Origin of the sequence: Vibrio sp. Isolate32, assembly GCF_022397955.1 — a bacterium.
In the GTDB taxonomy this organism is placed as follows: domain Bacteria; phylum Pseudomonadota; class Gammaproteobacteria; order Enterobacterales; family Vibrionaceae; genus Vibrio.
Genome location: NZ_JAKEUQ010000008.1, coordinates 168,150 through 191,561, shown reverse-complemented (window position 1 = coordinate 191,561; position 23,412 = coordinate 168,150). Strand labels below are relative to the sequence as shown.

General features: G+C 44.3%; 10 protein-coding genes and 6 pseudogenes. 12 read left to right on the top strand and 4 right to left on the bottom strand.

What is annotated here, in order from left to right; all coding sequences use genetic code 11:
* The first annotated feature begins 385 nt into the window (after window positions 1-385).
* From ebgR to ygjK, 7 genes and pseudogenes are all read left to right on the top strand, one after another.
* Window positions 386-1,369, top strand: a complete 984-nt coding sequence (ebgR, locus tag L1D11_RS08650; protein WP_239833574.1) for a transcriptional regulator EbgR — start codon at window positions 386-388, stop codon at window positions 1,367-1,369.
* A 322-nt stretch (window positions 1,370-1,691) separates the two neighbouring features.
* Window positions 1,692-4,808, top strand: coding sequence for a beta-galactosidase subunit alpha (ebgA, locus tag L1D11_RS08645; protein ID WP_239833573.1), 3,117 nt, complete (start codon window positions 1,692-1,694; stop codon window positions 4,806-4,808).
* A 3-nt stretch (window positions 4,809-4,811) separates the two neighbouring features.
* Window positions 4,812-5,264 carry a beta-galactosidase subunit beta gene (locus tag L1D11_RS08640; protein WP_239833572.1) on the top strand — a complete coding sequence of 151 codons (453 nt, stop codon included), beginning with the start codon at window positions 4,812-4,814 and terminating at the stop codon, window positions 5,262-5,264.
* A gap of 142 nt (window positions 5,265-5,406) precedes the next feature.
* Complete coding sequence (locus L1D11_RS08635; protein WP_239833571.1) at window positions 5,407-6,831, top strand: amino acid permease; 1,425 nt, start codon at window positions 5,407-5,409, stop codon at window positions 6,829-6,831.
* Between the two features lie 576 nt (window positions 6,832-7,407).
* On the top strand, window positions 7,408-8,841 hold the full coding sequence (locus L1D11_RS08630; protein ID WP_239834820.1) for an amino acid permease: 1,434 nt from the start codon (window positions 7,408-7,410) through the stop codon (window positions 8,839-8,841).
* Between the two features lie 426 nt (window positions 8,842-9,267).
* Window positions 9,268-10,330: pseudogene (gene ygjJ / locus L1D11_RS08625) on the top strand (protein YgjJ).
* A 15-nt stretch (window positions 10,331-10,345) separates the two neighbouring features.
* Window positions 10,346-12,726 (top strand): annotated as a pseudogene (ygjK, locus tag L1D11_RS08620) (alpha-glucosidase).
* A gap of 173 nt (window positions 12,727-12,899) precedes the next feature.
* Here the strand turns inward: ygjK and lacZ are convergent.
* Window positions 12,900-13,481 (bottom strand): annotated as a pseudogene (lacZ, locus tag L1D11_RS08615) (beta-galactosidase); the annotation flags it as partial.
* Here lacZ and L1D11_RS08610 point away from each other — a divergent pair.
* A pseudogene (locus L1D11_RS08610) lies at window positions 13,456-13,760 on the top strand (MATE family efflux transporter); the annotation flags it as partial. The pseudogenes lacZ and L1D11_RS08610 overlap by 26 nt on opposite strands.
* Before the next feature lie 266 nt (window positions 13,761-14,026).
* Here L1D11_RS08610 and L1D11_RS08605 read toward each other — a convergent pair.
* Window positions 14,027-14,953 carry a LysR family transcriptional regulator gene (locus L1D11_RS08605; RefSeq protein ID WP_239862360.1) on the bottom strand — a complete coding sequence of 309 codons (927 nt, stop codon included), beginning with the start codon at window positions 14,951-14,953 and terminating at the stop codon, window positions 14,027-14,029.
* Between the two features lie 101 nt (window positions 14,954-15,054).
* On the opposite strand from L1D11_RS08605, the gene chrA reads away from it, so the two are divergent.
* The 4 genes and pseudogenes from chrA to L1D11_RS08590 all read left to right on the top strand — a co-directional run bounded on the left by chrA (window position 15,055) and on the right by L1D11_RS08590 (window position 18,994).
* Entirely contained in the window at window positions 15,055-16,203 is a 1,149-nt protein-coding gene (gene chrA / locus L1D11_RS08600; RefSeq protein WP_239834062.1) for a chromate efflux transporter, read from the top strand.
* 141 nt (window positions 16,204-16,344) lie between these two features.
* Window positions 16,345-16,728, top strand: a pseudogene (locus L1D11_RS22725) (AraC family transcriptional regulator); the annotation flags it as partial.
* 169 nt (window positions 16,729-16,897) lie between these two features.
* Window positions 16,898-18,586: an AMP-binding protein gene (locus L1D11_RS08595; protein ID WP_239834061.1), complete on the top strand. Its 1,689-nt coding sequence runs from the start codon at window positions 16,898-16,900 to the stop codon at window positions 18,584-18,586.
* Window positions 18,587-18,781: 195 nt separating this feature from the next.
* Window positions 18,782-18,994, top strand: a complete 213-nt coding sequence (locus L1D11_RS08590; protein WP_017106559.1) for a VF530 family protein — start codon at window positions 18,782-18,784, stop codon at window positions 18,992-18,994.
* Between the two features lie 163 nt (window positions 18,995-19,157).
* On the opposite strand, the gene fusA is transcribed toward L1D11_RS08590, so the two are convergent.
* Window positions 19,158-21,245 (bottom strand): elongation factor G, encoded by a 2,088-nt coding sequence (fusA, locus tag L1D11_RS08585; RefSeq protein WP_019819832.1) that lies wholly within the window; start codon window positions 21,243-21,245, stop codon window positions 19,158-19,160.
* 234 nt (window positions 21,246-21,479) lie between these two features.
* Window positions 21,480-22,820, bottom strand: a pseudogene (gene radA / locus L1D11_RS08580) (DNA repair protein RadA); the annotation flags it as partial.
* Between the last annotated feature and the right edge of the window lie 592 nt (window positions 22,821-23,412).

Sequence of the window (23,412 nt, the reverse complement as noted above, 5' to 3'; positions counted from 1 at the left end):
TCTCTTTGTCGTCATTCGTGGGCTAAATCGAGCTGACATTCAGCTCAGTAGCACCGTATGTCAGAAATAGTAGCAGCCATTTTGACTATAATTCTGTGATCAAAACCACGAAGTGTAAACGTTTACACTAACTTTCATCATTGGCTCTATTCATGACATAGAGAGAATGCATAACCATTAATCTATAATTCATTGAATTTTAATAAGATAATTGTAGATAGTTAGATTTGAGATATCACAGAGGAGTTGAACATTTATTTTACTAAAAGTTAATGCAATGGCTTCCAGTTTGATTACAATAGGTCTGTTGAATAAAGAGGTGCATTGCTTTTTTACTAAATACCAATTTCAAAGCAGCACAATGTTCCAAGAACAGGAAGTGAGTATGGCAACGTTAAAAGATATCGCGACTGAAGCAAATGTTTCATTAGCTACCGTTTCTCGGGTTCTCAATGAAGATCCTACATTAAGCGTCAAGGAAGAGACCAAAAGGCGTATCTTTGAAATTGCAGAGAAGCTGGAGTACAAAACGAGCAGCTCACGTAAAACGGTTAGCAGCAAAAAGCAGAACCACCACTTCCTTGCACTATATAACTACAAGCAAGAAGCGGAAGTTAACGACCCTTACTACCTATCAATTCGTCACGGTATCGAGACTCAGTGCGAAAAGATGGATGTTGACCTAACCAACTGTTATGAAAGTAAAATACAAACCAACTCAAGCCAAGTTACTGGCATTTTACTCGTAGGGAGGATGACTCAAGAAGTTATCGAGCAAGCGAAAAAGCTTACGGATAATATCTGTTACGTTGACTTTACTGATCATTCAGAACCTTATGATTCTGTTGATATCGATCTCGCTCGTATCAGCAAAGAAATCACCAATTTCTTCATCAACCAAGGTTATGAGCGCATTGGTTTCATCGGCGGCCAGGACGATATCAACACATCTGATATTCGTGAGATCGCCTTCGCAGAATACGGCTGTTTAAAGAACGTTGTGAGCGAACAAGACATCTACCGAGGCGACTTCTCTAGCTCTTCGGGCTACAAACTAGCGAAGAAGATGTTAGAAAGTGGCGACTACCCAAAAGCGATGTTTATTGCATCAGATTCAATCGCAATCGGTGTTTTACGTGCAGTTCATGAGCATGGATTAAGCATTCCTGATGATATTGCGCTCATCAGTGTAAACGACATCCCAACAGCTAAATTTACCTTCCCATCTTTATCAACCGTTCGTATTCACTCTGAACTGATGGGAATTCAAGGTGTTAACTTGCTGATTGAGAAGTCTCGTGACGGCCGAACCATCCCATTACGAGTGTATGTACCGAGCAAACTCAAGCTAAGAGACACAACAAAATAACGATAGCTTTCAAATAGATAACCAAAGGCCACCTATATATCGGGTGGCCTTTTTTATGCCTGCCACACCACTTTTCATTCGCCTTCTCCCTTATAAAATCCGCAGCCTAAAGCACCCAATAGCATTATTTTAAGTGGATCACACAGCACTGTAAAAAGCCCTCAAAAAACGTGATGGAGTTAAAGTAAAACGTTCTCACCAATTTCATTTAGTAAAACCTTTACTAATAATTACCTCAGTCCAAAAAATACTCGTATTCACTACGACCCAATTACGCATAAGAACGTCGGCTAGCATTCAAATAGGCCGAGAGAGAGGCAACGTGAACAACTGGGAAAACTTCCTGAACTTACATGAGAACCGTATGGCACCACGTGCTTACTTCTTCTCATACGCATCACAAAAAACAGCTAAAACATTTCAACGTGAACTAAGCAGCCACTTCCAACTACTGAGTGGTCAATGGAATTTCAGCTATTTCACTAACCCGCTCTTGGTCCCTGAAGAGTTTTACTCTCAAGAGATGAGCAATTGGGGTCATATTACGGTACCAAACATGTGGCAGATGGAAGGCCACGGCGATCTTCAATACACAGATGAAGGTTTCCCATTCCCGATTGATGTACCTTTTGTACCATCAGACAACCCTACTGGCGCATACCAACGTTCGTTCTTTCTTGGCGACAGCTGGAACGACAAACAGACCATCATCAAGTGTGATGGTGTAGAGACTTACTTTGAAGTTTACGTAAACGGTGACTATGTTGGTTTCAGCAAGGGCAGCCGACTCACCGCTGAATTCGATATCTCTAGCCACGTAAAAGCGGGCAACAACCTACTTTCTATTCGTGTGATGCAGTGGGCTGACTCCACCTACATTGAAGACCAAGACATGTGGTGGACAGGCGGTATCTTCCGTGATGTTTACCTTGTTGGTAAAGAACAACTTCATGTTCAAGACCTAACGGTTCGTACTAATTTTGACGACGCGTATCAAAGCGCTACCCTTTCGTGCAACGTTGCTCTAGAAAACCTAGCAGCAGCGACAAACGCAACCCTTGAGTACGCATTGCTTGATGGCAGCCAAGTTATCTCCCAAGGCTCTGTAGATAACTTAACTGTTCCTAACCAACAGACTGGCGGCAATGCTAATACTCAATTCTCTATCGATGTAGTGAACCCTGTTCAATGGAACGCTGAAAACCCATACCTTTACCAATTACTGCTGACGCTAAAAGATGCAGACGGCAAAGTGCTAGAAGTGATTCCACAACGTGTTGGTTTCCGTGACATCAAAGTTCGCGATGGTCTGTTCTATATCAACAACAAATACGTGATGCTGCACGGCGTAAACCGTCATGACAACGACCACCTAAAAGGTCGCGCAGTTGGCATGGATCGCGTTGAGAAAGACCTAGTATTGATGAAGCAACACAACATCAACTCAGTACGTACCGCGCACTACCCGAACGACCCTCGCTTCTACGAGCTATGTGATATCTACGGCCTATTTGTTATGGGCGAAACCGATGTCGAAACACACGGTTTTGCTAACGTTGGCGACTTAAGCCGCATCACGAACGATGCAGCATGGGAAGCGGTGTTTGTTGAGCGTATTGAACGCCACATTCACGCTCAGAAGAACCACCCTTCTATCATCATGTGGTCATTAGGTAACGAATCGGGCTACGGCTGCAACATCCGCTCTATGTACGATGCAGCGAAAGCAATTGATGACACACGTTTAGTTCACTATGAAGAAGACCGTGATGCTGAAGTGGTCGATATCATTTCTACCATGTACTCACGTGCTCAATTGATGAATGCCTTCGGCGAATTCCCACACGAAAAGCCACGCATTATCTGTGAATACGCACACGCTATGGGTAACGGTCCGGGCGGTTTAACTGAATACCAAAACGTGTTCTACAAGCACGATGCAATTCAAGGTCACTACGTTTGGGAATGGTGTGACCACGGCATCTTGGCGCGTGATGAAGCGGGCACCGAGTTCTACAAATATGGTGGTGACTACGGTGACTACCCGAACAACTACAACTTCTGCATGGACGGTTTGATCTACCCAGACCAAACTCCAGGCCCTGGTTTAAAAGAGTACAAGCAGGTTATCGCACCAGTGAAAATCCGTGACTTCAATGCTGAAGACGGCACATTCACCGTTGATAACAAGTTGTGGTTCTCAAACATTGATGACTACACCATCACTGCAGAAGTTCGCGCTGAAGGCGAAACTATTGCAGTACAACACATCAAGGTTGAAGAACTCTCTGAAAACTCTAGCCGTGAACTGACACTTAACTTGCCACAACTTGATGAGCGCGAAGTGTTTGTGAACTTTACTGTGCGCAAAGATTCTCGCACGTCTTACAGCGAAGCGAACCACGATATCGCGGTGTACCAATTCCAAGTGAAAGAAAACACAGCACAGCTTGAAACCTTCACCAACAACAATGCAAAGGCACTGAATGTTGAAGAGTCTCGTCTCGCTTACCTAATCAAAGGCCATAACTTTGCCCTGAACTTCTCGAAAGTGAACGGCAAGCTGACGTCATGGTTGGTCAATGGCGAAGAGATGATTAAGTCAGAACCACGAATCAACTTCTTCAAGCCAATGATCGATAACCATAAGCAAGAGCACGATGGTTACTGGGAGCCTGCACACCTACAGATTATACAGGAGCACTTCCGCACGCTAAACGTGGAAGAGAGCAACGGCAAGGTAGAGATCACAACCACCAGCATCATTGCTCCACCAGTATTCGATTTCGGTATGCGTTGTGAATACCGCTACCAAGTTAATGCTGAGGGCCAATTGAACGTTGAGCTAAGTGGCGAACGTTACGGTGAGTACCCTCATGTGATTCCAGTGATTGGTTTCGATATGGGCATCAATGGCGACTTCGACCAAGTTCAATACTACGGCCGAGGCCCAGAAGAGAACTACCAAGACAGCAAGCAAGCCAACATGATTGATGTGTACCAATCAACCGTTGCAGACATGTTCGAAAACTACCCGTTCCCACAAAACAACGGCAACCGCCAACATGTTCGTTGGGCTGCACTTTCAAGCCGTGCGGGTAATGGTATTGCAGTAAAACCACAGCAAGAAATCAACTTCAGTGCATGGTTCTACACCAATCAAAACCTGCACCAAGCACAACACACCATTGAGCTAGAAAAAAGCGGTTACATCACGTTAAACCTAGATCACCAAGTGATGGGCTTAGGCTCCAACTCTTGGGGCAGCGAAGTGCTCGACTCTTACCGCGTGTACATGGATGAGTTCCGTTACGGCTTAACTCTGATTCCATTCCAAGCAGGCGATTGCGACGCGCAGCACCTAATCAATCACAACTTTGGCGATGAGTTTTTTACGGTGAATGCACCAAAAGCTCAACCACAACTGAACGAGGCATAAACGATGATCGTTTTAGAGAACTTAGAACAATTTAAAGTCGTCTACCGCGATGGTCGTAAATGGCAACGCTGTGTAGAAGCGATTGAAAACATCGGCAACATCAAAGATGGCGTGATGTATTCAATTGGTGACTCACTGGCTTACATGATTGAAGACGGCGTGGCTCGCAACACAGAAAACTTCACCGGTAATCGTCGCTACTTCGATGTGCACTACTACCTAGAAGGCCGTGAAACGGTTGAATTCGCAGCGAAATCAGAGCTAGAGCAGATCCAAGCTTATAGCGATGAAACCGACCGCGAACACCTGATGGGTAACGGCGAAACTCGTGAGCTAGTTGAAGGCCAAGTGGCGATCTTTGACAACAACCAGGCTTACCGTTTCCACGGTGGTAACCGAGTTCGCAAAGTGGTATTGAAAGTGACCATTGAAGACGGTTACTTCCTCAATAAATAAACAATAATGCTATCTATTCACAGTATGTACCAAGCCTTGCCGTTCAAGGCTCCAAGATGCTGGACAAAGCCTCAATGCTTCCTCCCTACAAGGAAGCATTGAGAAATAACGACTATAATTATGTGATTCCTCGGAGGACACTATGTCTGAATCTGTACGCGGTAAGTTAGGCAAATTTGCCCTACTTTCCATGACATTTGCAGCGGTATTTAACGTTCGTAACATCGTAAACAACAACATCGAATTGGGATTAAGTTCTGCTCCTATCTTTTTGCTTGCGACCCTTATTTACTTCATTCCGTTCGTGTTCATTATTGCTGAATTCGTATCAGCAAATAAAAATTCTGAGTCAGGTATGTATGACTGGCTTAAAAAACCACTCGGTTCTAAGGCCGCTTACCTAGGTTCATTCCTATACTGGTTCGTAAACCTGTTCTGGTTTGTATCTCTGCTACCAAACGTAATTGCTTACGCATCTTACGCAATGCTTGGCTACGAATACGCCTTCTCTCCGCTAGTGACTTCGGTGATCTCGATTGTTCTATTTGCTGCTGCAACGCACATTTCGACTAAGGGTGCGAGCTGGCTAGGCAAGATCTCTGAAATCGTGGCTTACGGTGTATTCGCACTATTCGCTATCTACGTTATCGGTGCACTAATGGCGCTAGGTGGTGACCACGTACCAGCTGAACCAATCACGCTTCAAGCAATGTCTCCAACCATTAACTGGGCAACGCTAGGCATTATGTGTTGGATCTTCCAAGCTGCTGGCGGTGCTGAAACAGCGGCGGCTTACCTAAACGATGTGAAAGGTGGTCATAAGTCTTTCATTAAAGTAATCATCGGTGCAGGTATTGTTATCGGTTCAATGTACGCAATTGGCTCACTACTGGTAAACGTGTTCGTTGCTCGTGAAGACCTAACGTATGCAGGTGGTATGGTTGAGATCTTCACTGGTATGGCTCAGTTCTTCAACATCTCTGAATCTATGACGGGTCGCTTCGTTGGTATCGTTCTGTTCGTTGCTATGTTTGGTTCAATGATGATGTGGACAGCAGCACCAGTGAAAATCCACTTCTCTGAAATTCCGAAAGGCGTTTACGGTGAGAAAACAACAGAGCTAAACGAGCATGGTGTTCCAGTTCGTGCAGCATGGTGGCAATTCGCGTTCGTATTCGTAATGCTTGTGGTTAACGGCTTCGGCTCTGAATCAGTACAAGACATGATGAACACAGCAATCAACCTAACAGCTGGTACCGCAATGCTACCGCCTATTTTCATCATGGTGGCGTACTTTGTGTTCCGCTTGAAACATGACGACACACCGCGTGACTTCCGCATGGGTACTCGCACTCAAGGTATGGCTGTGGTTTCTGTTCTGATTACTATCTTCGTTGTGAGCATGACAGCGTCAGCCTTCCCAACAGGTGTAGACCTCGTTCAAGCCTTCTTCATTAACGTATTTATGACAGCGGTATTCTCTGGCATAGCATGGTGGTGGATCTCTCGCTTTGAAAAGAAGCAAACAGGTAAAGAAGCTAAGCTAGAAACGGCTAAGCAGTCGTAACCTTAGTTAACCTTCTGCATTTATAAAAAGCGCCCAATACGGCGCTTTTTCTATTTAAATCAAACAATTAAAACTTTAATAGCAATAGTAAAAACGCCATTCCGTCAAGTGTGACCCTCTCATAACTACCGATAAATCGCTAAATAAAACAGCTACAAAAACCAAGGTAAAACATTAACTAAATATATTTACTTAACTTCACATATTTGATCAATTTCGATTAACTTCCCGCCGCTTAATCTTTAATCTTCTTGCTGAAGAGACAAACTGGTTCATATAAAAAAAAGCGACATAAAGCCCCTACAAGCTCCATAAAAACGTCGCTTATGAAACAAACAATCTCTTTGTAGAACACATAAGTATTTACTCCTTGATTTCGGTAATAAATTTACTGAAATAAATAAAAACCAACACTTATGCGTCCGATCGTACATCGAATAAAAATAACAACGAGCCAACCCTGACAAAACAAAGCAGGTGTTTGCCAAACCAACATAACAATAAAAGTCCGGCCTAGATTCACCCTGTCTAGGACCAAGTTATAACGATCATCAACGTGATTCACCGGAGAACATCATGTCCGATAATAAACGCAGTACGATAGGCAAGTTTGCCCTACTGTCTATGACCTTCGCGGCGGTATATAGCTTCAATAACATCATCAATAACAACATCGAGATCGGCCTTTCTTCGGCTCCGATGTTCTTTCTAGCAACCATCTTTTATTTTGTTCCTTTCTGTCTGATAGTCGCTGAGTTTGTGTCACTGAATAAAGACTCTGAAGCGGGTGTTTATTCTTGGGTTAAAAGCTCTCTAGGCGGCCGCTGGGCGTTTATTTCAGCTTACACCTACTGGTTTGTTAACCTGTTCTTCTTCACCTCTCTGCTGCCTAGAATCATCGCTTACGCGTCTTATGCGTTCTTAGGTTTCGAGTACATCTTCACGCCAATGACCACCGCGATATTGAGTACCATTTTATTTGCGGTCGCGACTCATATCTCTAACAACGGCGCGAAATTACTGGGCCCAATCACTTCACTAACATCATCACTGATGCTGCTGCTAACGATGTCTTACATCTTGTTATCTGGCGGTGCTTTGGTAGGCGGTATCGAGCCAGCTGATCCAATCACCATCGAAGCAATGACACCAAGCTTCAACTGGGCATTCCTTGGCGTAATCACTTGGATTTTCATGGCGGCAGGCGGTGCAGAATCGGTCGCGGTTTACGTTAACGACATCAAAGGCGGTCACAAGTCTTTCGTTAAAGTGATCATCATCGCGGGTATCTTCATCGGTGCGCTTTACTCGGTAGGGTCTGTGTTAGCGAACGTATTTGTTGCTCGTGAAGAGCTTAAATTTACAGGCGGCTCTGTTCAGGTATTTGAAGGACTAGCAAGACACTTTGGACTGTCTGAAATCTTGATGAACCGTTTAGTTGGTGTGGTTTCATTCACTGCGATGCTGGGCTCTCTACTTATGTGGACGGCGACACCGGTTAAGATCTTCTTCTCTGAAATCCCTAATGGCATCTTTGGCGAGAAGACTGTCGCGCTTAACAAACAAGGTGTACCAGAGCGTGCAGCTTGGGTTCAGTTCTTCATCGTGATTCCATTAATGTTCATCCCAACATTGGCATCTGACACCGTACAAGATCTGATGAGCACCATCATCAATATGACTGCAGCAGCTTCTATGCTACCGCCACTGTTTATTATGATCGCATATCTTCACCTGCGCGTGAAACTGGATCATCTACCTCGTGATTTCCGCATGGGTTCTCGCCGAGTTGGTATCACTGCGGTTTCGATTCTTATCGCGATTTTCACCGTTGGCTTCTTCGCCTCTACGTTCCCAACAGGCGCAGACATCATGACCATCATCTTCTACAACGTGGGTGGTATCGTAATCTTCCCTGGTTATGCATGGTGGAAATACGGCAAATACGAGAAAAGCCTATCTCCTGAAGAGAAGAAACTAGAGGCAAAACCGGAAGCGGCTAACGCCTAGTCGATCTTAACCTTGATCATCATCTTCGTATTGATTTGAAGAATTACAGGCACTCACCATACAGTGAGTGCCTTTTTATTTGTTGATACATTTCTACCCAACAGGTCAATTTCACCAAAGCCAAACAGAAAGAAGACATTCAAATCAACAATCTATCAACCCACAAAAAGATTCACCTAGCAAATGATTACCTCTCTAGTCATACCTCTACAAATTCAACTCAAATTCAAAATAAAAATAAAGTAAAAATTTACTAAAAATGGATCACACTTTTAAATTGAATTAATTTTAAACAGCAAAATTATCATTAATATTTGTCTTGCGATCGTAAGTGACCTGACCAATACGCCTTGAAGAGCACCCCATATTAGAAGTCAGAACTGCTTACGAATCTTCATTTATCAACCCGACATAGAAGTGATTAAAATGAAAAGTAGTTTTACTAAAAAAACTCTTATTACAAGCTGTATTCTTGCTGCCTTAAGTACCACTGTCCACGCGGAAGAATCCGCCGCAAACCACAGTGATACTCAGCCTCCGAAAACAGATACTGAAACCCTATTTAACTTTTATGGTGAACTTGGCCTCGGTGGTCACGTAGCACTAGAAGGTGATGATAAAGGCCGTTACGCAGACGGTACTTACATCGAAGCTGGTTTGGCTATCGAGCATGGTAATTGGTTTGGCCTTGCCTACATGGAAGGCTGGACAGTACAAGCCGACGACGAAGGTAATGCTTGGGCAACGGGCCACGGCTGGGGCGGCTTTGAAGGTGGTTTTAACCGCTTTACGCTGGCTACCGCACAGACAACAAAACAGAATTCATGATTGGTCGTATGGACTCTTCATTAGATGACGTTCAATGGTGGGGTGACCCTACGGTTGAATACGGTTACGCAATCTCGAACACACGAGAGTACACCTTGGTGTGAAGATCCAAAACCTAAAAGGCAAGCTTCGCTACAGCGCTTCTTTCGCGCCAGAGTCTGACTTCTCTGAAGACGATGCTCTAATTCACTTCGGTAAATACGACAGCTTTGCAGACCAATGGAAAGATAAGAACGCTATGGTCAATGGCTACCTCCAATACGATCTGACCGACGACTTAACCCTAATGGGTGGTGGTGAAGTTCGTAACAAAGATGGTGGTGAACTATTGCTATTGGGTGCTGAATACAAAAACTTTGCGACGCGTATTTGGCACGACACAGATAAAGGCAACCAAGAATCATTTGGCAGCGAATCGGGTATTCAAACCAGTGCTTGGTACGAAGCCGCTCAGGGCGTTTACCTATCGGCCGCTTACAACTACGCAAACTTTGATGGCGACAATGAAGAAAAAGAAATCACCTCTTTCATCAACGCTGGTGTTTGGTACGAATACGGAAATGGCAAATTTGCTACTGCTTTCGATAGCCGCTTTGGCGTAGGCAGCGACACTGAAATCGGCGACGCTCAAGTATTCGCAATGCAATACTTCTACTGGTAATAACAGGAATTAATAATGAAACTGAATAAATCATTCACAGCTCTCGCTATCGGCGCAGCCCTTGTTGTTACTGGTTGTGCATCAAACTCTGGCTCGGAGCAACTGCAAGCTAACGAATTTAAGAATGTTATTGACCGCACTGGCTCACCAGAATACATGCGTGACTATGACTTTGATGACCACCAACGCTTTAACCCATTCTTCGACCTGGGTGCATGGCACGGTCACTTATTACCAGACACTACTGAGGGCATGGGCGGATTCCCAGGTACAGCGCTGCTTACCGAAGAGTACATTAACTTCATGGGGGATAACTTTGACCGCCTAAGCGTTTATAAAGACGGCAAAAAAGTGACTTTCAGCATGGAAGCTTACAGCCTACCGGGTGCATTGGTTCAGACGCTAAAATCTGACGATGTGACCGTAGAAATGACGATGCGTTTTGCTTCAAACCGTACTTCTCTGCTCGAGACTAAAATCACCACTGACTCGCCAGTTGAGTTAGTGTGGGACGGTGAACTGCTTGAAAAAACACACGCGAAAGAAGGCGTAGCGCAAACCGATAAAACCATCGCCGAGACTTACCCTGACTACAACCGCCAAATCGTTGCAACCGACGACGGTCTAAAGGTCACTTTCGGTAAAGTGCGTTCAACCTGGGATCTACTGACTTCAGGCGAGTCTGAGTACCAAGTTCATAAGTCGATTCCAACCCAAACCAAAGTCGATGGCCTAACGTTTACTTCAACCGCAAGCATTGAAGAATCAACCACCATCTACACCACATACTCGCATGTTCTGACGGCAGAAGAAGCACAAGCGGAACAGCCTGAGATCAAAAAGATCATGGCAAACCCAACCGACTTCTTAGCCGCATCTGAAGCTCGCTGGGAAGGTTACCTAGAGATGGGCCTGACCAACCCGAATGCGACGCCAGAGCAAGAGCGTGTTGCGGTAAAAGCGATGGAAACCCTAAACGGTAACTGGCGTGGCGCAGCAGGTGCGATGGAGTTTGACTCTGTGACTCCTTCGGTTACGGCTCGCTGGTTCTCAGGCAACCAAACATGGCCGTGGGATACATGGAAGCAAGCTTACGCGATGGCGCACTTCAACCCAGACATAGCGAAAGACAATATCCGCGCAATGTTTGCCTACCAAATTCAAGCTGACGATCCTGTTCGCCCTTGGGATAAAGGTTACGTGCCAGATCTATTGGCTTACAACCTAAGCCCAGAACGTGGCGGCGACGGTGGTAACTGGAACGAACGTAACACCAAGCCTAGCCTAGCCTAGCGGCATGGGCGGTAATGGAAGTTTACAAAACCACCAGCGATGAAGCTTGGCTAGAAGAGATGTATCCAAAGCTGGTGGCTTACCACGACTGGTGGCTACGTAACCGTGATAACAACGGCAATGGAGTTCCAGAATACGGCGCAGCGCGTGATAAAGCACACAACACTCCTGAAGGAGAAATGTACTTCACTGTGGTTCGTGGTGACAAACACGAAACCGTCGTTGGCCAAGCAGCGCTGGATAAAGTGATTGCACAAGGTAACTATGACTACATCGAGAGCCCAGCTCAAACCGCTGCGTCTTGGGAGTCTGGTCGTGATGATGCAGCAGCCTTTGGTTTCATCGATAAAGACCAGCTAGACGCCTACGTTGCCAACGGCGGCAAACGCAGTGATTGGGATGTTGAATTCGCTCAAAACCGCGCGGAAGACGGCACCTTGTTAGGCTACTCACTGCTACAAGAGTCCGTTGACCAAGCAAGCTACATGTACAGCGATAACAAGTACCTAGCGGAAATGGCTGACATTCTGGGTAAAGACGCAGAAGCGAAAGAGTTCCGTGAAAAAGCTGAGCACCTATCGAACTACATCAACACTTGTATGTTCGATGAAGGGACGAACTTCTACTACGACATTCGCATTGAAGATAAACCATTAGCCAATGGTTGTGCGGGTAAACCGATTGTAGAACGTGGTAAAGGCCCTGAAGGTTGGTCACCACTGTTCAATGGCGCAGCAACACAAGCACACGCCGATGCGGTGGTTTCTGTGATGAAAGATACCTCAGAGTTCAACACCTACGTTCCACTGGGTACGGCAGCGCTATCTAGCCCTGCATTTGGCCCAGATATTTACTGGCGTGGACGAGTATGGGTAGACCAGTTCTACTTCGGCCTTAAAGGCATGGACAGCTACGGCTACCGTGATGACGCAATTGAAATGGCAGGCGCGTTCTTTGACCACGCCGATGGATTAGTTCAAGACTGTCCTATCCGTGAGAACTACAACCCATTAAACGGTGAACAACAAGGCGCACCAAACTTCTCTTGGAGTGCGGCTCACTTGTACATGCTTTACAACGATTTCTTTACTGACGCAGAGTAAATCAAACCTATACCTGCCTTCTGAAATCCAATGAAAAGATAACCTCATAAGTTTCAGATTTTGGCACTCAGTATCTCGCCGAGTGCCTTTTTATGGCTGAAGCCAAACAACTTAACAAACAATCACTTAAACTATTTGGCCTACCATGAACCTTTTACTCAATTTGCTGCACGTTAACCATTCTCACTACAATAGAAACGCATTCGGTAATGGTAGTGCTCTTTCAATAATTTGAATTCACCATGGACACTTGGCGTCCATGAATCATCGCCACCGACGCCCATATGAAATCCATCCACATAAACAAACAACTGTTCTTGTTCGGTTAAATCACAAGTGTGTTTTGCCTTCTGTAGCTGCTGTAACCCAAAACGACTGACTGAGAAATGGAAGTCTCCTTGCAATTCAAATGCGCCCACTTTTTCCTCACGAACATCACAACGCAAGCCGCAATCAGAAGGGAAAATATACGGGGTATGCATTTGTTCAATACTTTGCTGATATAGCCCCATATGTGCGGACATCTTCCGATCTGGGTAGTTTTCGTGTGGCCCACGACCAAACCACTCCACCCCATCAGGCACTTGCTTCAAAGCAAACTCAAAACCGACTCGTGGCAGGGATGGCAAACCTTTCGCCGCTTGCACATCCACATCTAATTTGACCTCACCATCGGCAAATAATTGGTATTGCCAAGTCGACAACAAACAAACCTGATCTTCCAACGTGTGGGAAATTCTTGCAGTCGCCGACACGCAAGGCCCTAAAATTCTGGCTCTCACCGCTTCCTTGATTGCAGGTTCAATCATTCTTGAGGCTGGCCGCATGTTTAAGCTGATCTTTATCTCTTGCTTGAATTGAAGGCCGCAGGTGATATCCAGTTCCCAGTCAAAATGGGCATTCTCAGTATGTGGGGGCATTGGGGTTATGGTGTGTTAGGTGCTTGGATGGTAATCACAATGGATGAGTGGTTCCGTGGGATCATCACAGCTTATCGCTGGCGAGCGAAGAAATGGACTCGATTCTCTTTTTAGGTTGTTGATAATACTTTTAAATTTATCTCGACCAAAAGAAAAAAGCGCTAGGGGGAGCTAGCGCTTTAAGACCAACTAAGTCCGTTTAGCCTGGTTTTTTAAGCTATATAATAAGGATATAAGCTATTTTTTTACTAAGGCAAATCAAAAAGCCCATTCGTTACGACTGCTTTGATTCGTAAACTAAGTATAGTCGGGTTCTTATAATAAACTGGATTTTTCTATAATTAATTTACATAAAATTAGCGACTAACTGGCACAATAAGCTATTCGGAGACCACAGGTGAGACCGCATTAGTAATCAATATTCTAAGTAGTTTATTTTTATCATCTAAATGCTTAGCTTTCCTGTAAACAAGTTGGATATCAAAATCTGGAACATCAATCGGTGGTTTCACAGCCAACAAAGTTTCTCCGCTATCAATATCTTTTCGCGCGACAAGCTTGGGCACAATACAAAGTAATTCTCTGCCACGAATGAGCCGTTTTACTGTTAAAAAGTTACTAGAAGCTACAGCGACTTTCCGGCTAAGCCCTAATTCAGCCAAACGAGCATCGACGCCCGTATTTAAAGCGCCTGTCGGAGATACGAGTGCGTGCTCGACAGCAACAAATTGTTCTAGCGACATCGGCTCCTCAATAGTTAGAACCGATTGATCAAATAAACAAACATGTTGCTCCGTGTACAAATGCTTTGTTCGATATAGCTTTGGTACCTCACCAAAGCTGCCTATCGCAATATCCAGCTTGGCACCTTCAAATACTTGCTGGTAGTTACTCCGGTTTACATTGAACAACGCCACTTGGGAATAAGGAGAAGATTGCTTAATGAGGTCAAACAATATTGGAGCGAACATCTGCTCTGCATAATCAGTGAGACCAATCTTCCAAGTCCCTTTATAAATCGCGGCATCAAACGATTTAGACAGCAACACTTCTGACTGAATAGTATTGAGTAAAGCATCTACCGTACTGGATAGTTCGATAGCTCGGTCGGTCGCCTCCATCTTGCTACCCACACGCTCAAACAAAGGGTCATCAAACAACTTTCGAAGCCTTTGTAAGCTATGACTCATCGCTGACTGGCTGACATAACAACGTTCAGCAGACTTGCTAACGCTGTTGGTTTGATACAACGCCTGCAATGCAATCAACAAGTTAAGGTCGATTCCTTTCCAATTAAAATCAGCCATAAAGCAAAATCCATATTATTCATAGTTATAATTAAAATAATTAATTTGAATCATAGTATAAGTCCACCTAAATTACGCTAAACACCTATCTGGAATCGATCATGCTTTCAATTTTTAAAACCTTTTTCTGGCTTGGCTGGATTAGCTTCGGTGGACCTGCGGCACACATTGGCTACTTCCGTAAAACATTTGTTGATAAACTGAATTGGTTGTCCGACGAAGAGTACGGACAAATTGTCGCCCTCAGTCAATTTCTTCCGGGCCCAGGCTCAAGTCAAGTTGGCTTCGCCGTCGGATACAAAAAAGGTGGCTTAACTGGTGCTATTGCAGCATTTGTGGGCTTCACATCACCATCTGTCATTCTGATGCTGATATTGGCTCTAGTGAGCAACCAGTTGTTGGAAGCTCCGCTGTTCATCTCTGTCATCCACGGGCTTAAGTTACTCGCCGTTGTGGTTGTTGCTGATGCCACTTTAGGTATGTACAAAAACTATTGCCAATCGAAAATCGCGACCGCGCTGTGTGTCATTACCGCAATTGTTTTGCTTTTGCTCCCTGGGATTTGGCCTCAAGTGTTGGTTCTAGTATTTGCGGCTATGGTTGGAAGTCTGTTCTTAACCTCACAAGAATTAAAAACAGTACCTTCGGCGCACAAGATATCGTTAACACCACTCGTGATTTTCGTTGCTTTACTGGTTGGTCTGCCTCTATTCAGTGCTTACTCTCAAAACATTGAAGTATTTGGCTTATTCTATCAAGCAGGCAGCCTAGTCTTTGGTGGCGGCCACGTGGTACTTCCGCTGCTACAAAATGGTATTGGCGACCAACTGTCTCAAGATGCCTTCCTAACAGGCTATGCCGCTGCGCAAGCGGTACCTGGCCCGATGTTTACGTTAGCCACTTATCTAGGTTATATATTAATGCCGTCGGCACCGATTACAGGTGCGCTTTTAGCAACGATCGCCGTGTTCTTACCGGGCTTCTTATTACTACTGGGTGTACTGAAGAACTGGCAGGCGATTGCGAGTAAACCTTTGTTGGCTGGTGCGCTTACTGGTGTGAATGCGGCGGTTGTCGGTCTATTACTTGCGGCCCTATATCAACCCATCTTCACGAGTGCCGTGACTAGAGGCTTAGACTTCGCTATGATCATTGTTGGTGTGTGGTTATCGAAAACCGTGAAGATGCCGATTACAGGGCTTGTCGGGTTATTCATATTATTTGGCGCAATTACAGGTTTCGCGGCATAAAAATTTAGAATAAGAAGTGTTCAAGTCGCTTACTTATTGCTTCTTTTTTCATAATATATAGTCCACCTAGCAGCCGCTATGTTATGGGTAATTCCATCTAACCGTCCATGCTCTCAAGTATTGTTCTCTTAGCCAAGTCATAAGTTAGAATAACTGAAGAGCAAAACACATCTTCTACCCCAACTTCGATATCGACAGAGGTGCAAATAACATCAATCAGCTTCCGGCAAAAATCTTCACATATGACGATGTTGACTTTGTTATGGATAACATCAACAAGAAAATCAGAGAAACAGAAATTGCTGAAAAATGTTATGTTCTACAACCTACTTTTCTAAGAAGTTTAATCTACACTAAAGAGTAAGCTTTCACGACTTCGTGTGCGACAAGTGAATCTTACTAGCAAAAAAACTCATTGAAGCGGATACCGAATCAAAAATAGCTGTAATTTCTTATCAATTTGACGACAAGGATGTGTCCTATTTTTCAAGAATGGTTAAGAAAAGGACAGACGTCCCCCTTTAAGCTGACGTACCCCTTTAAGCTATAGACGAGTCTGCACAGATAACAGAAAACGCTAATTTTACTCCCTAAAAGAAAAAATCATGGTACATTTAACATGATCTTAACAAAAGAAACCAAAAATAACCAAAAACAACCAAAAATAACTTAGCGAAAAACATGGAGTTAGACAATGATTCAGCCTAACGAGTTTAGCCAAGAACAAGCAACAGCTCTCCCTACACCCAATGATATGATTTTAAAATGGGCAGAAGAACGCTCAGATGAAGTCTACCTCAAACAAATTATTAACCGCCAATTTGTCGAATTTACTTACAAAGAAGTAGCCGACAAAGCACTGAAACTTGCGTCAGCATTAGAAGAACTCGGCGCCCAACCCGGCGATCGAGTTGCTCTCGTCTCGAAAAACTGTGCAGAGTGGTTTATCTGCGATCTTGCCATGATGTTAGGAGATTTTGTCAGCGTCCCAATCTTCCCAACAGCAGGGGCAGATACCATCCAATACTGTATTGAGCACAGTGAAAGTAAAATAGTGATTGCTGGTAAGCTAGATGATCCTGCTGCTACCCAAAAGGTATTGGATGACAATCCGAACTTGATCAGCATCTCTCTACCATACGATACGGCAGCCAAATGCCAACACACATTTGAACAGCTGATTGATACACATGAACCATCTACCAAACGTCCCCAACATTACGACGACAAGCTAATGTCATTAGTATATACATCAGGCACATCTGGATTACCAAAAGGGGCAATGCTTACATACGGCGCCTTTACATGGTCAGTTCAAAGACTGATCGACCATATTGGTATCCAACCTGGTGATCGCCTGTTTTCTTATCTGCCGCTTGCTCATATTACAGAACGCGTTTACATCTTTGGTTCTTCAGTAATGGGTGGCGTGGTCACGGCTTTCCCTGAGTCTTTAGACACCTTTATTGATGATGTGAAAATGCATCGTCCTACTCTGTTTATTTCAGTTCCTCGCTTATGGACGCTGTTCCAGCAGCGAATCCAAGACAAATTGCCGCAGAAGAAACTGAACTTCTTACTTAAGATTCCGTTTATCAACAACATCATTAAGAAGAAACTTGCTGACGGTTTAGGATTAGATCAAGCTCGTGTTCTTGGATGTGGCTCAGCTCCGGTATCACCCGCTCTACTGGCATGGTATGAGAGTGTTGGCTTGCACATTACAGAGGCATGGGGCATGACAGAGTCTTTCGCTTACAGCACATTAAACTATCCATTTAGAGCGGATAAAATTGGTACGGTTGGTAACGCTGGCCCAGGCATTGAACTTAAGATTGCCGAAGATGAAGAGATTTTAGTTCGTGGTAAAGGCCTATTCTCTGGTTACTACAAAAATGACATTGCGACGCAAGAGTCATTTAATTCCGAAGGCTGGCTGCACACCGGTGATATTGGTGATATTGATAGCGAAGGCTACCTCACTATTCGTGGACGTAAGAAAGATACCTTCAAAACTGCGAAAGGTAAGTTCGTTGCACCAGTTCCTATCGAGAATAAACTCTTTGAGTACAGCCGGGTAGAGATGATGTGTTTAATAGGGCTTGGCCTACCAGGTCCAATCCTACTTGTGGTACCACATGACTTCCCTAATTTCGATAGAGCTCGCTATGAGAAAACGACAAAGCGCGTTATCGAGAAAATGAACGAGCAGCTCGGTTCACATGAGAAAATCAAAGGTGTATTGATGATTAAGGAACCATGGAGCATTGAGAATGGCGTATTAACACCAACGCTCAAGATCAAACGCCATGTCTTAGAGCAGAAATACCACGAAGTGGGCCACAATTGGCCAAAAGACAAACTCGTAGTCTGGGAAGAGTAAAAGAACGAAAGGAGCCATAATGGCTCCTTTTTTGACGATAAAGATCGTATTTCGAGGCCAAAATTAGGCGGCTTTGATTAGCCTTACCGGGGTTGAACGACTTTCGTTGATCGATACGACAGCGAACTAAAATGGTCGGATAATTCATAAAGCGAAACTGGTATACTTAGCTCAAATAAATGGCGAGAGCATCTCATGACACAAGAAAATAACCCACTTCACGGTATTACTCTACAGAAGCTACTTACGGAGTTGGTTGAACATTACGGTTGGGAAGAGTTGAGTTACATGGTCAACATCAACTGTTTCAAAAAAGACCCGAGCATCAAATCAAGCTTAAAGTTTTTGCGTAAAACAGATTGGGCTCGCACTAAGGTAGAGCAGATTTACATCGATTTAAAACGCTAGTCCCTCTCTTCTTTCGTTCTATCTAAATCTGTCCCGTATCTATTAGTGCGGGACCATATCATCTCACGCATCTCACGCATCTCACGCAGTATGTCACAAGCAATAAAAAGCCCCGCAAGCTTTCACTTGCAGGGCTTTTTTAGTTACTTGAGAAAAGGGCTAATTACTTACCAGCTTCTTTTTCTGCTTTAACTTTTGCAATCACTTCGTCAGCAACGTTAGTTGGACATGGTGCGTATTGTGCGAATTCCATAGAGAATTGGCCACGACCAGAAGTGATAGTACGTAGGTGACCGATGTAGCCGAACATCTCAGAAAGAGGTACGTCAGCTTTAATACGAACACCAGTTACGCCAGCTTGTTGATCTTTGATCATGCCACGACGACGGTTAAGGTCACCGATTACATCACCAACGTGATCGTCTGGAGTGAATACGTCAACGTTCATGATTGGCTCAAGAAGTTGTGCACCCGCTTTAGGCATAGATTGACGGAATGCGCCTTTCGCTGCGATTTCAAATGCGATTGCAGATGAATCGACTGCGTGGAAGCCACCGTCGAATAGTTCAACTTCAACGTCTAGAGTTGGGAAGCCAGCTAATACGCCGTTTTCCATCATAGATGCGAAGCCTTTCTCAACTGCAGGCCAGAATTCTTTAGGAACGTTACCGCCCACAACTACAGAGTTGAACTTGAAGCCAGAACCTGCTTCGCCTGGTTTGATACGGTAATCGATCTTACCGAATTGACCAGAACCACCAGATTGCTTCTTGTGCGTGTAGCTATCTTCAATTGCTTGAGTGATAGTTTCACGGTAAGCAACTTGAGGAGCACCTACAGTTAGGTCAACGCCGTATGTACGCTTAAGGATATCTACCTTGATGTCTAGGTGAAGCTCACCCATACCTTTCAGGATAGTTTCGCCAGTCTCTTCGTCAGTCTCAACTTGGAAAGATGGATCTTCTGCAACCATTTTACCGATCGCGATACCCATTTTCTCAGAACCGCCTTTATCTTTTGGAGATACAGCGATTGAGATTACTGGAGTTGGGAATACCATTGGCTCAAGCGTTACTTGGTGCTTAGGATCACATAGAGTGTGACCAGTTTGCACGTTCTTCATACCAACGATCGCAATGATGTCACCAGCTTGTGCGCTAGTTAGTTCGTTACGGTCATCAGCTTGCATCTCAACCATACGGCCAACACGTTCAGTCTTGCCAGTGAATGAGTTAAGAATCGTGTCACCTTTGTTCAGTTTACCAGAGTAAATACGAACGAAAGTTAGAGCACCGAAGCGGTCATCCATGATTTTGAATGCAAGCGCTTTGAAAGTTTCATCTGTAGAAACGATAGCGTGTTCGCCAGTTTCTTCGCCGTTCTCATCCATTAGAGGTTGAGGATCAACTTCAGTTGGTGCTGGTAGGTAATCTACTACAGCATCAAGGATAAGTTGCATACCTTTGTTCTTGAACGCAGAACCACAGAACGTTGGGAAGAATGCGATATCACGAGTACCTTTACGGATACAACGCTTGATGTCTTCGATAGAAGGCTCTTCACCTTCCATGTAAGCTTCCATTAGGTCATCGTCTTGCTCTACAGCAGTTTCGATTAGCTCTTCACGGTATTGCTCAACGTCATCAACCATGTCCGCAGGAACATCTGTGATTTCGTAGTTTTCAGGAAGACCAGTGTCATCCCAAACGTATGCTTTACGGCTTAGTAGGTCTACAACACCAACGAATTCGTCTTCACGACCGATTGGTAGAACCATAACTAGAGGAGTAGCACCTAGAACGTTTTTAACTTGGTCAACAACGTTGTAGAAATCTGCACCCATACGGTCTAGTTTGTTAACGAAGATCAGACGAGATACTTCTGATTCGTTAGCGTAGCGCCAGTTAGTTTCTGATTGAGGTTCAACACCACCAGAACCACAGAATACACCGATACCGCCATCAAGAACTTTAAGAGAACGGTATACTTCAACTGTGAAGTCAACGTGTCCAGGAGTATCGATAACGTTTAGACGGTGATCATTCCAAAAACAGCTTACAGCTGCTGATTGGATAGTAATACCGCGCTCAGCTTCCTGTTCCATGAAGTCAGTCGTTGATTCGCCATCATGTACTTCACCAGTCTTGTGGATTTGACCAGTTAGCTTAAGGATACGCTCAGTGGTAGTTGTTTTACCCGCATCAACGTGCGCGAAAATACCAATGTTTCTGTATTTCGATAAATCTGCCATTGTCTTACTCTGTTAATAGGATATAAAATGCGCGCAGAGTATATCACAATCTGTGAAGACTGATAGCTTTGCATGCATTTGGGACTAAAAAACTTTGCCTTTTTCTAACATATAGAAAAAGGCAATCTATGGAAACAATCTAAGTGACTGTTTAGTTTAGTGCTAACTTAGAGCGAATATCGCGCCCAAGTTAGACTGAATTTCTGCTGTATAGGGTAGCTGAAGTGAGCTCAATTACAACTCATCAAAAGCATTAATTGCTTCCGATAATTTTTTCACGCCGTGGATCTGCATTCCAGGAATGCCACCTTTAGGCATGTTTGCTGCCGGTACAATCGCTTTCTTAAAGCCGTGTTTAAATGCCTCATTCAGACGCTCTTGCCCACTCGGTACCGGTCGAATCTCACCCGCTAGGCCTACTTCTCCAAATACCACCACATCTTTTGGCAATGCGCGATCCCTGAAACTTGAAAGTAAAGCCATCACCAACGCAAGATCAGCACTGGTTTCGGTTACTTTAACACCACCAACGACATTCACAAACACATCTTGGTCAGCCATTTGTAAGCCACCGTGTTTATGCAGCACTGCTAATAACAGAGAAAGCCTGTTTTGCTCAAGACCAACCGCAACTCGACGCGGGTTCGCCAGCTGTGAATAATCCACCAGCGCTTGAATTTCAACAAGAAGCGGACGAGTACCTTCCCAAACAACCATAACAGAGCTGCCTGAGGTTTCTTCTTCACCACGAGATAAGAAGATAGCCGACGGATTACTGACTTCTTTTAGCCCTTGACCTGTCATAGCAAACACACCCAGCTCATTCACTGCACCAAAACGGTTTTTATGGCTGCGTAATGTTCTGAAACGGCTGTCTGTTCCGCCATCTAACAAAACTGAACAGTCAATAATGTGCTCAAGCACTTTAGGGCCCGCCAGCGTACCATCTTTAGTTACGTGTCCTACTAGAAAAATAGCCACGTTATTCTGCTTAGCAAAACGAGTCAGTGCCGTCGCTGATTCACGAACCTGAGCCACACTACCTGGTGAAGATTGAACATCAGCAACATGCATTACTTGGATTGAGTCGATGACCATGATCTTAGGCTGTTCTTTTTCAGCTACCTGACAGATCTTGTCGACATTGGTTTCAGAGAGCATCTTTAAGTGCTCTTTTGGCAAACCAAGACGTGAAGCACGCATCGCGACCTGCTGTAACGACTCCTCACCGGTCACATATAAAGTAGGAAGTTGAGAAGAAAGCAGACACATGGTTTGTAGCAGTAGTGTCGATTTACCCGCACCTGGGTTACCACCAATAAGAATCGCAGCACCCGGTACCACACCGCCACCAAGTACGCGGTCGAGCTCTTTAAAGCCACTACTAAAACGAGGCACTTCCTGTAGATCAATTTCCGACAGGGTTTGAATGCTAGATTCGGTCGCACTACCTGCATAACCAGTTAATCTTTCATTGCGTGCTACCTGAGGAGAAGCGGCTAACCTAACTTCGGTAATTGTGTTCCAAGCACCACACGCATTGCACTGTCCCTGCCAACGTGGAAAGTCAGCGCCGTAGTCTTGGCTTTATTTTAGACATCCATTTAGACGAATGTAACTCCACCCCTTATGCTGCAAAGGTCTACGATAATATTTAAAAGATCTTACTTACATTACGGAGAGTTGTCTAACTTTTTAGGTTCTGAAGGCGGCTAGTCTAAATTTTTCCGTTAATTTTAGACTGCAGAGTGTAGTAGCTGCCAGTTAGACTGAATGAATGTTCCAACATATGAGTTTGGGTTGATCCATCTTGTGTATTGAATATGACTTGCATAATAGAGCCCTCTCACTTTTGACAGGTTTCAACAATCGAAAGGACTAACTTGGATTAGTCTGGATTCAATCTATCAGCTCTGTAGCTACAACATAATCAAATCTGACAGATTTTTCTAAGTCTAAGTCGACTCTGCCCCTTTATTCTTTAGAGTTGTTACTCATAACATTTCTGAGCCCCAACATTTGAATAAATATTGCTAGTGCCTATATAGTGCAACTAACTACATAGAGGAGGGGGCGCACGGGTTATGGGCAATAGAAAATCGCTGTATTAATTGATCCAGAAAACACTCCATCCTCAAAGCTAAAACTGGTTATTGAAAAGTTATCT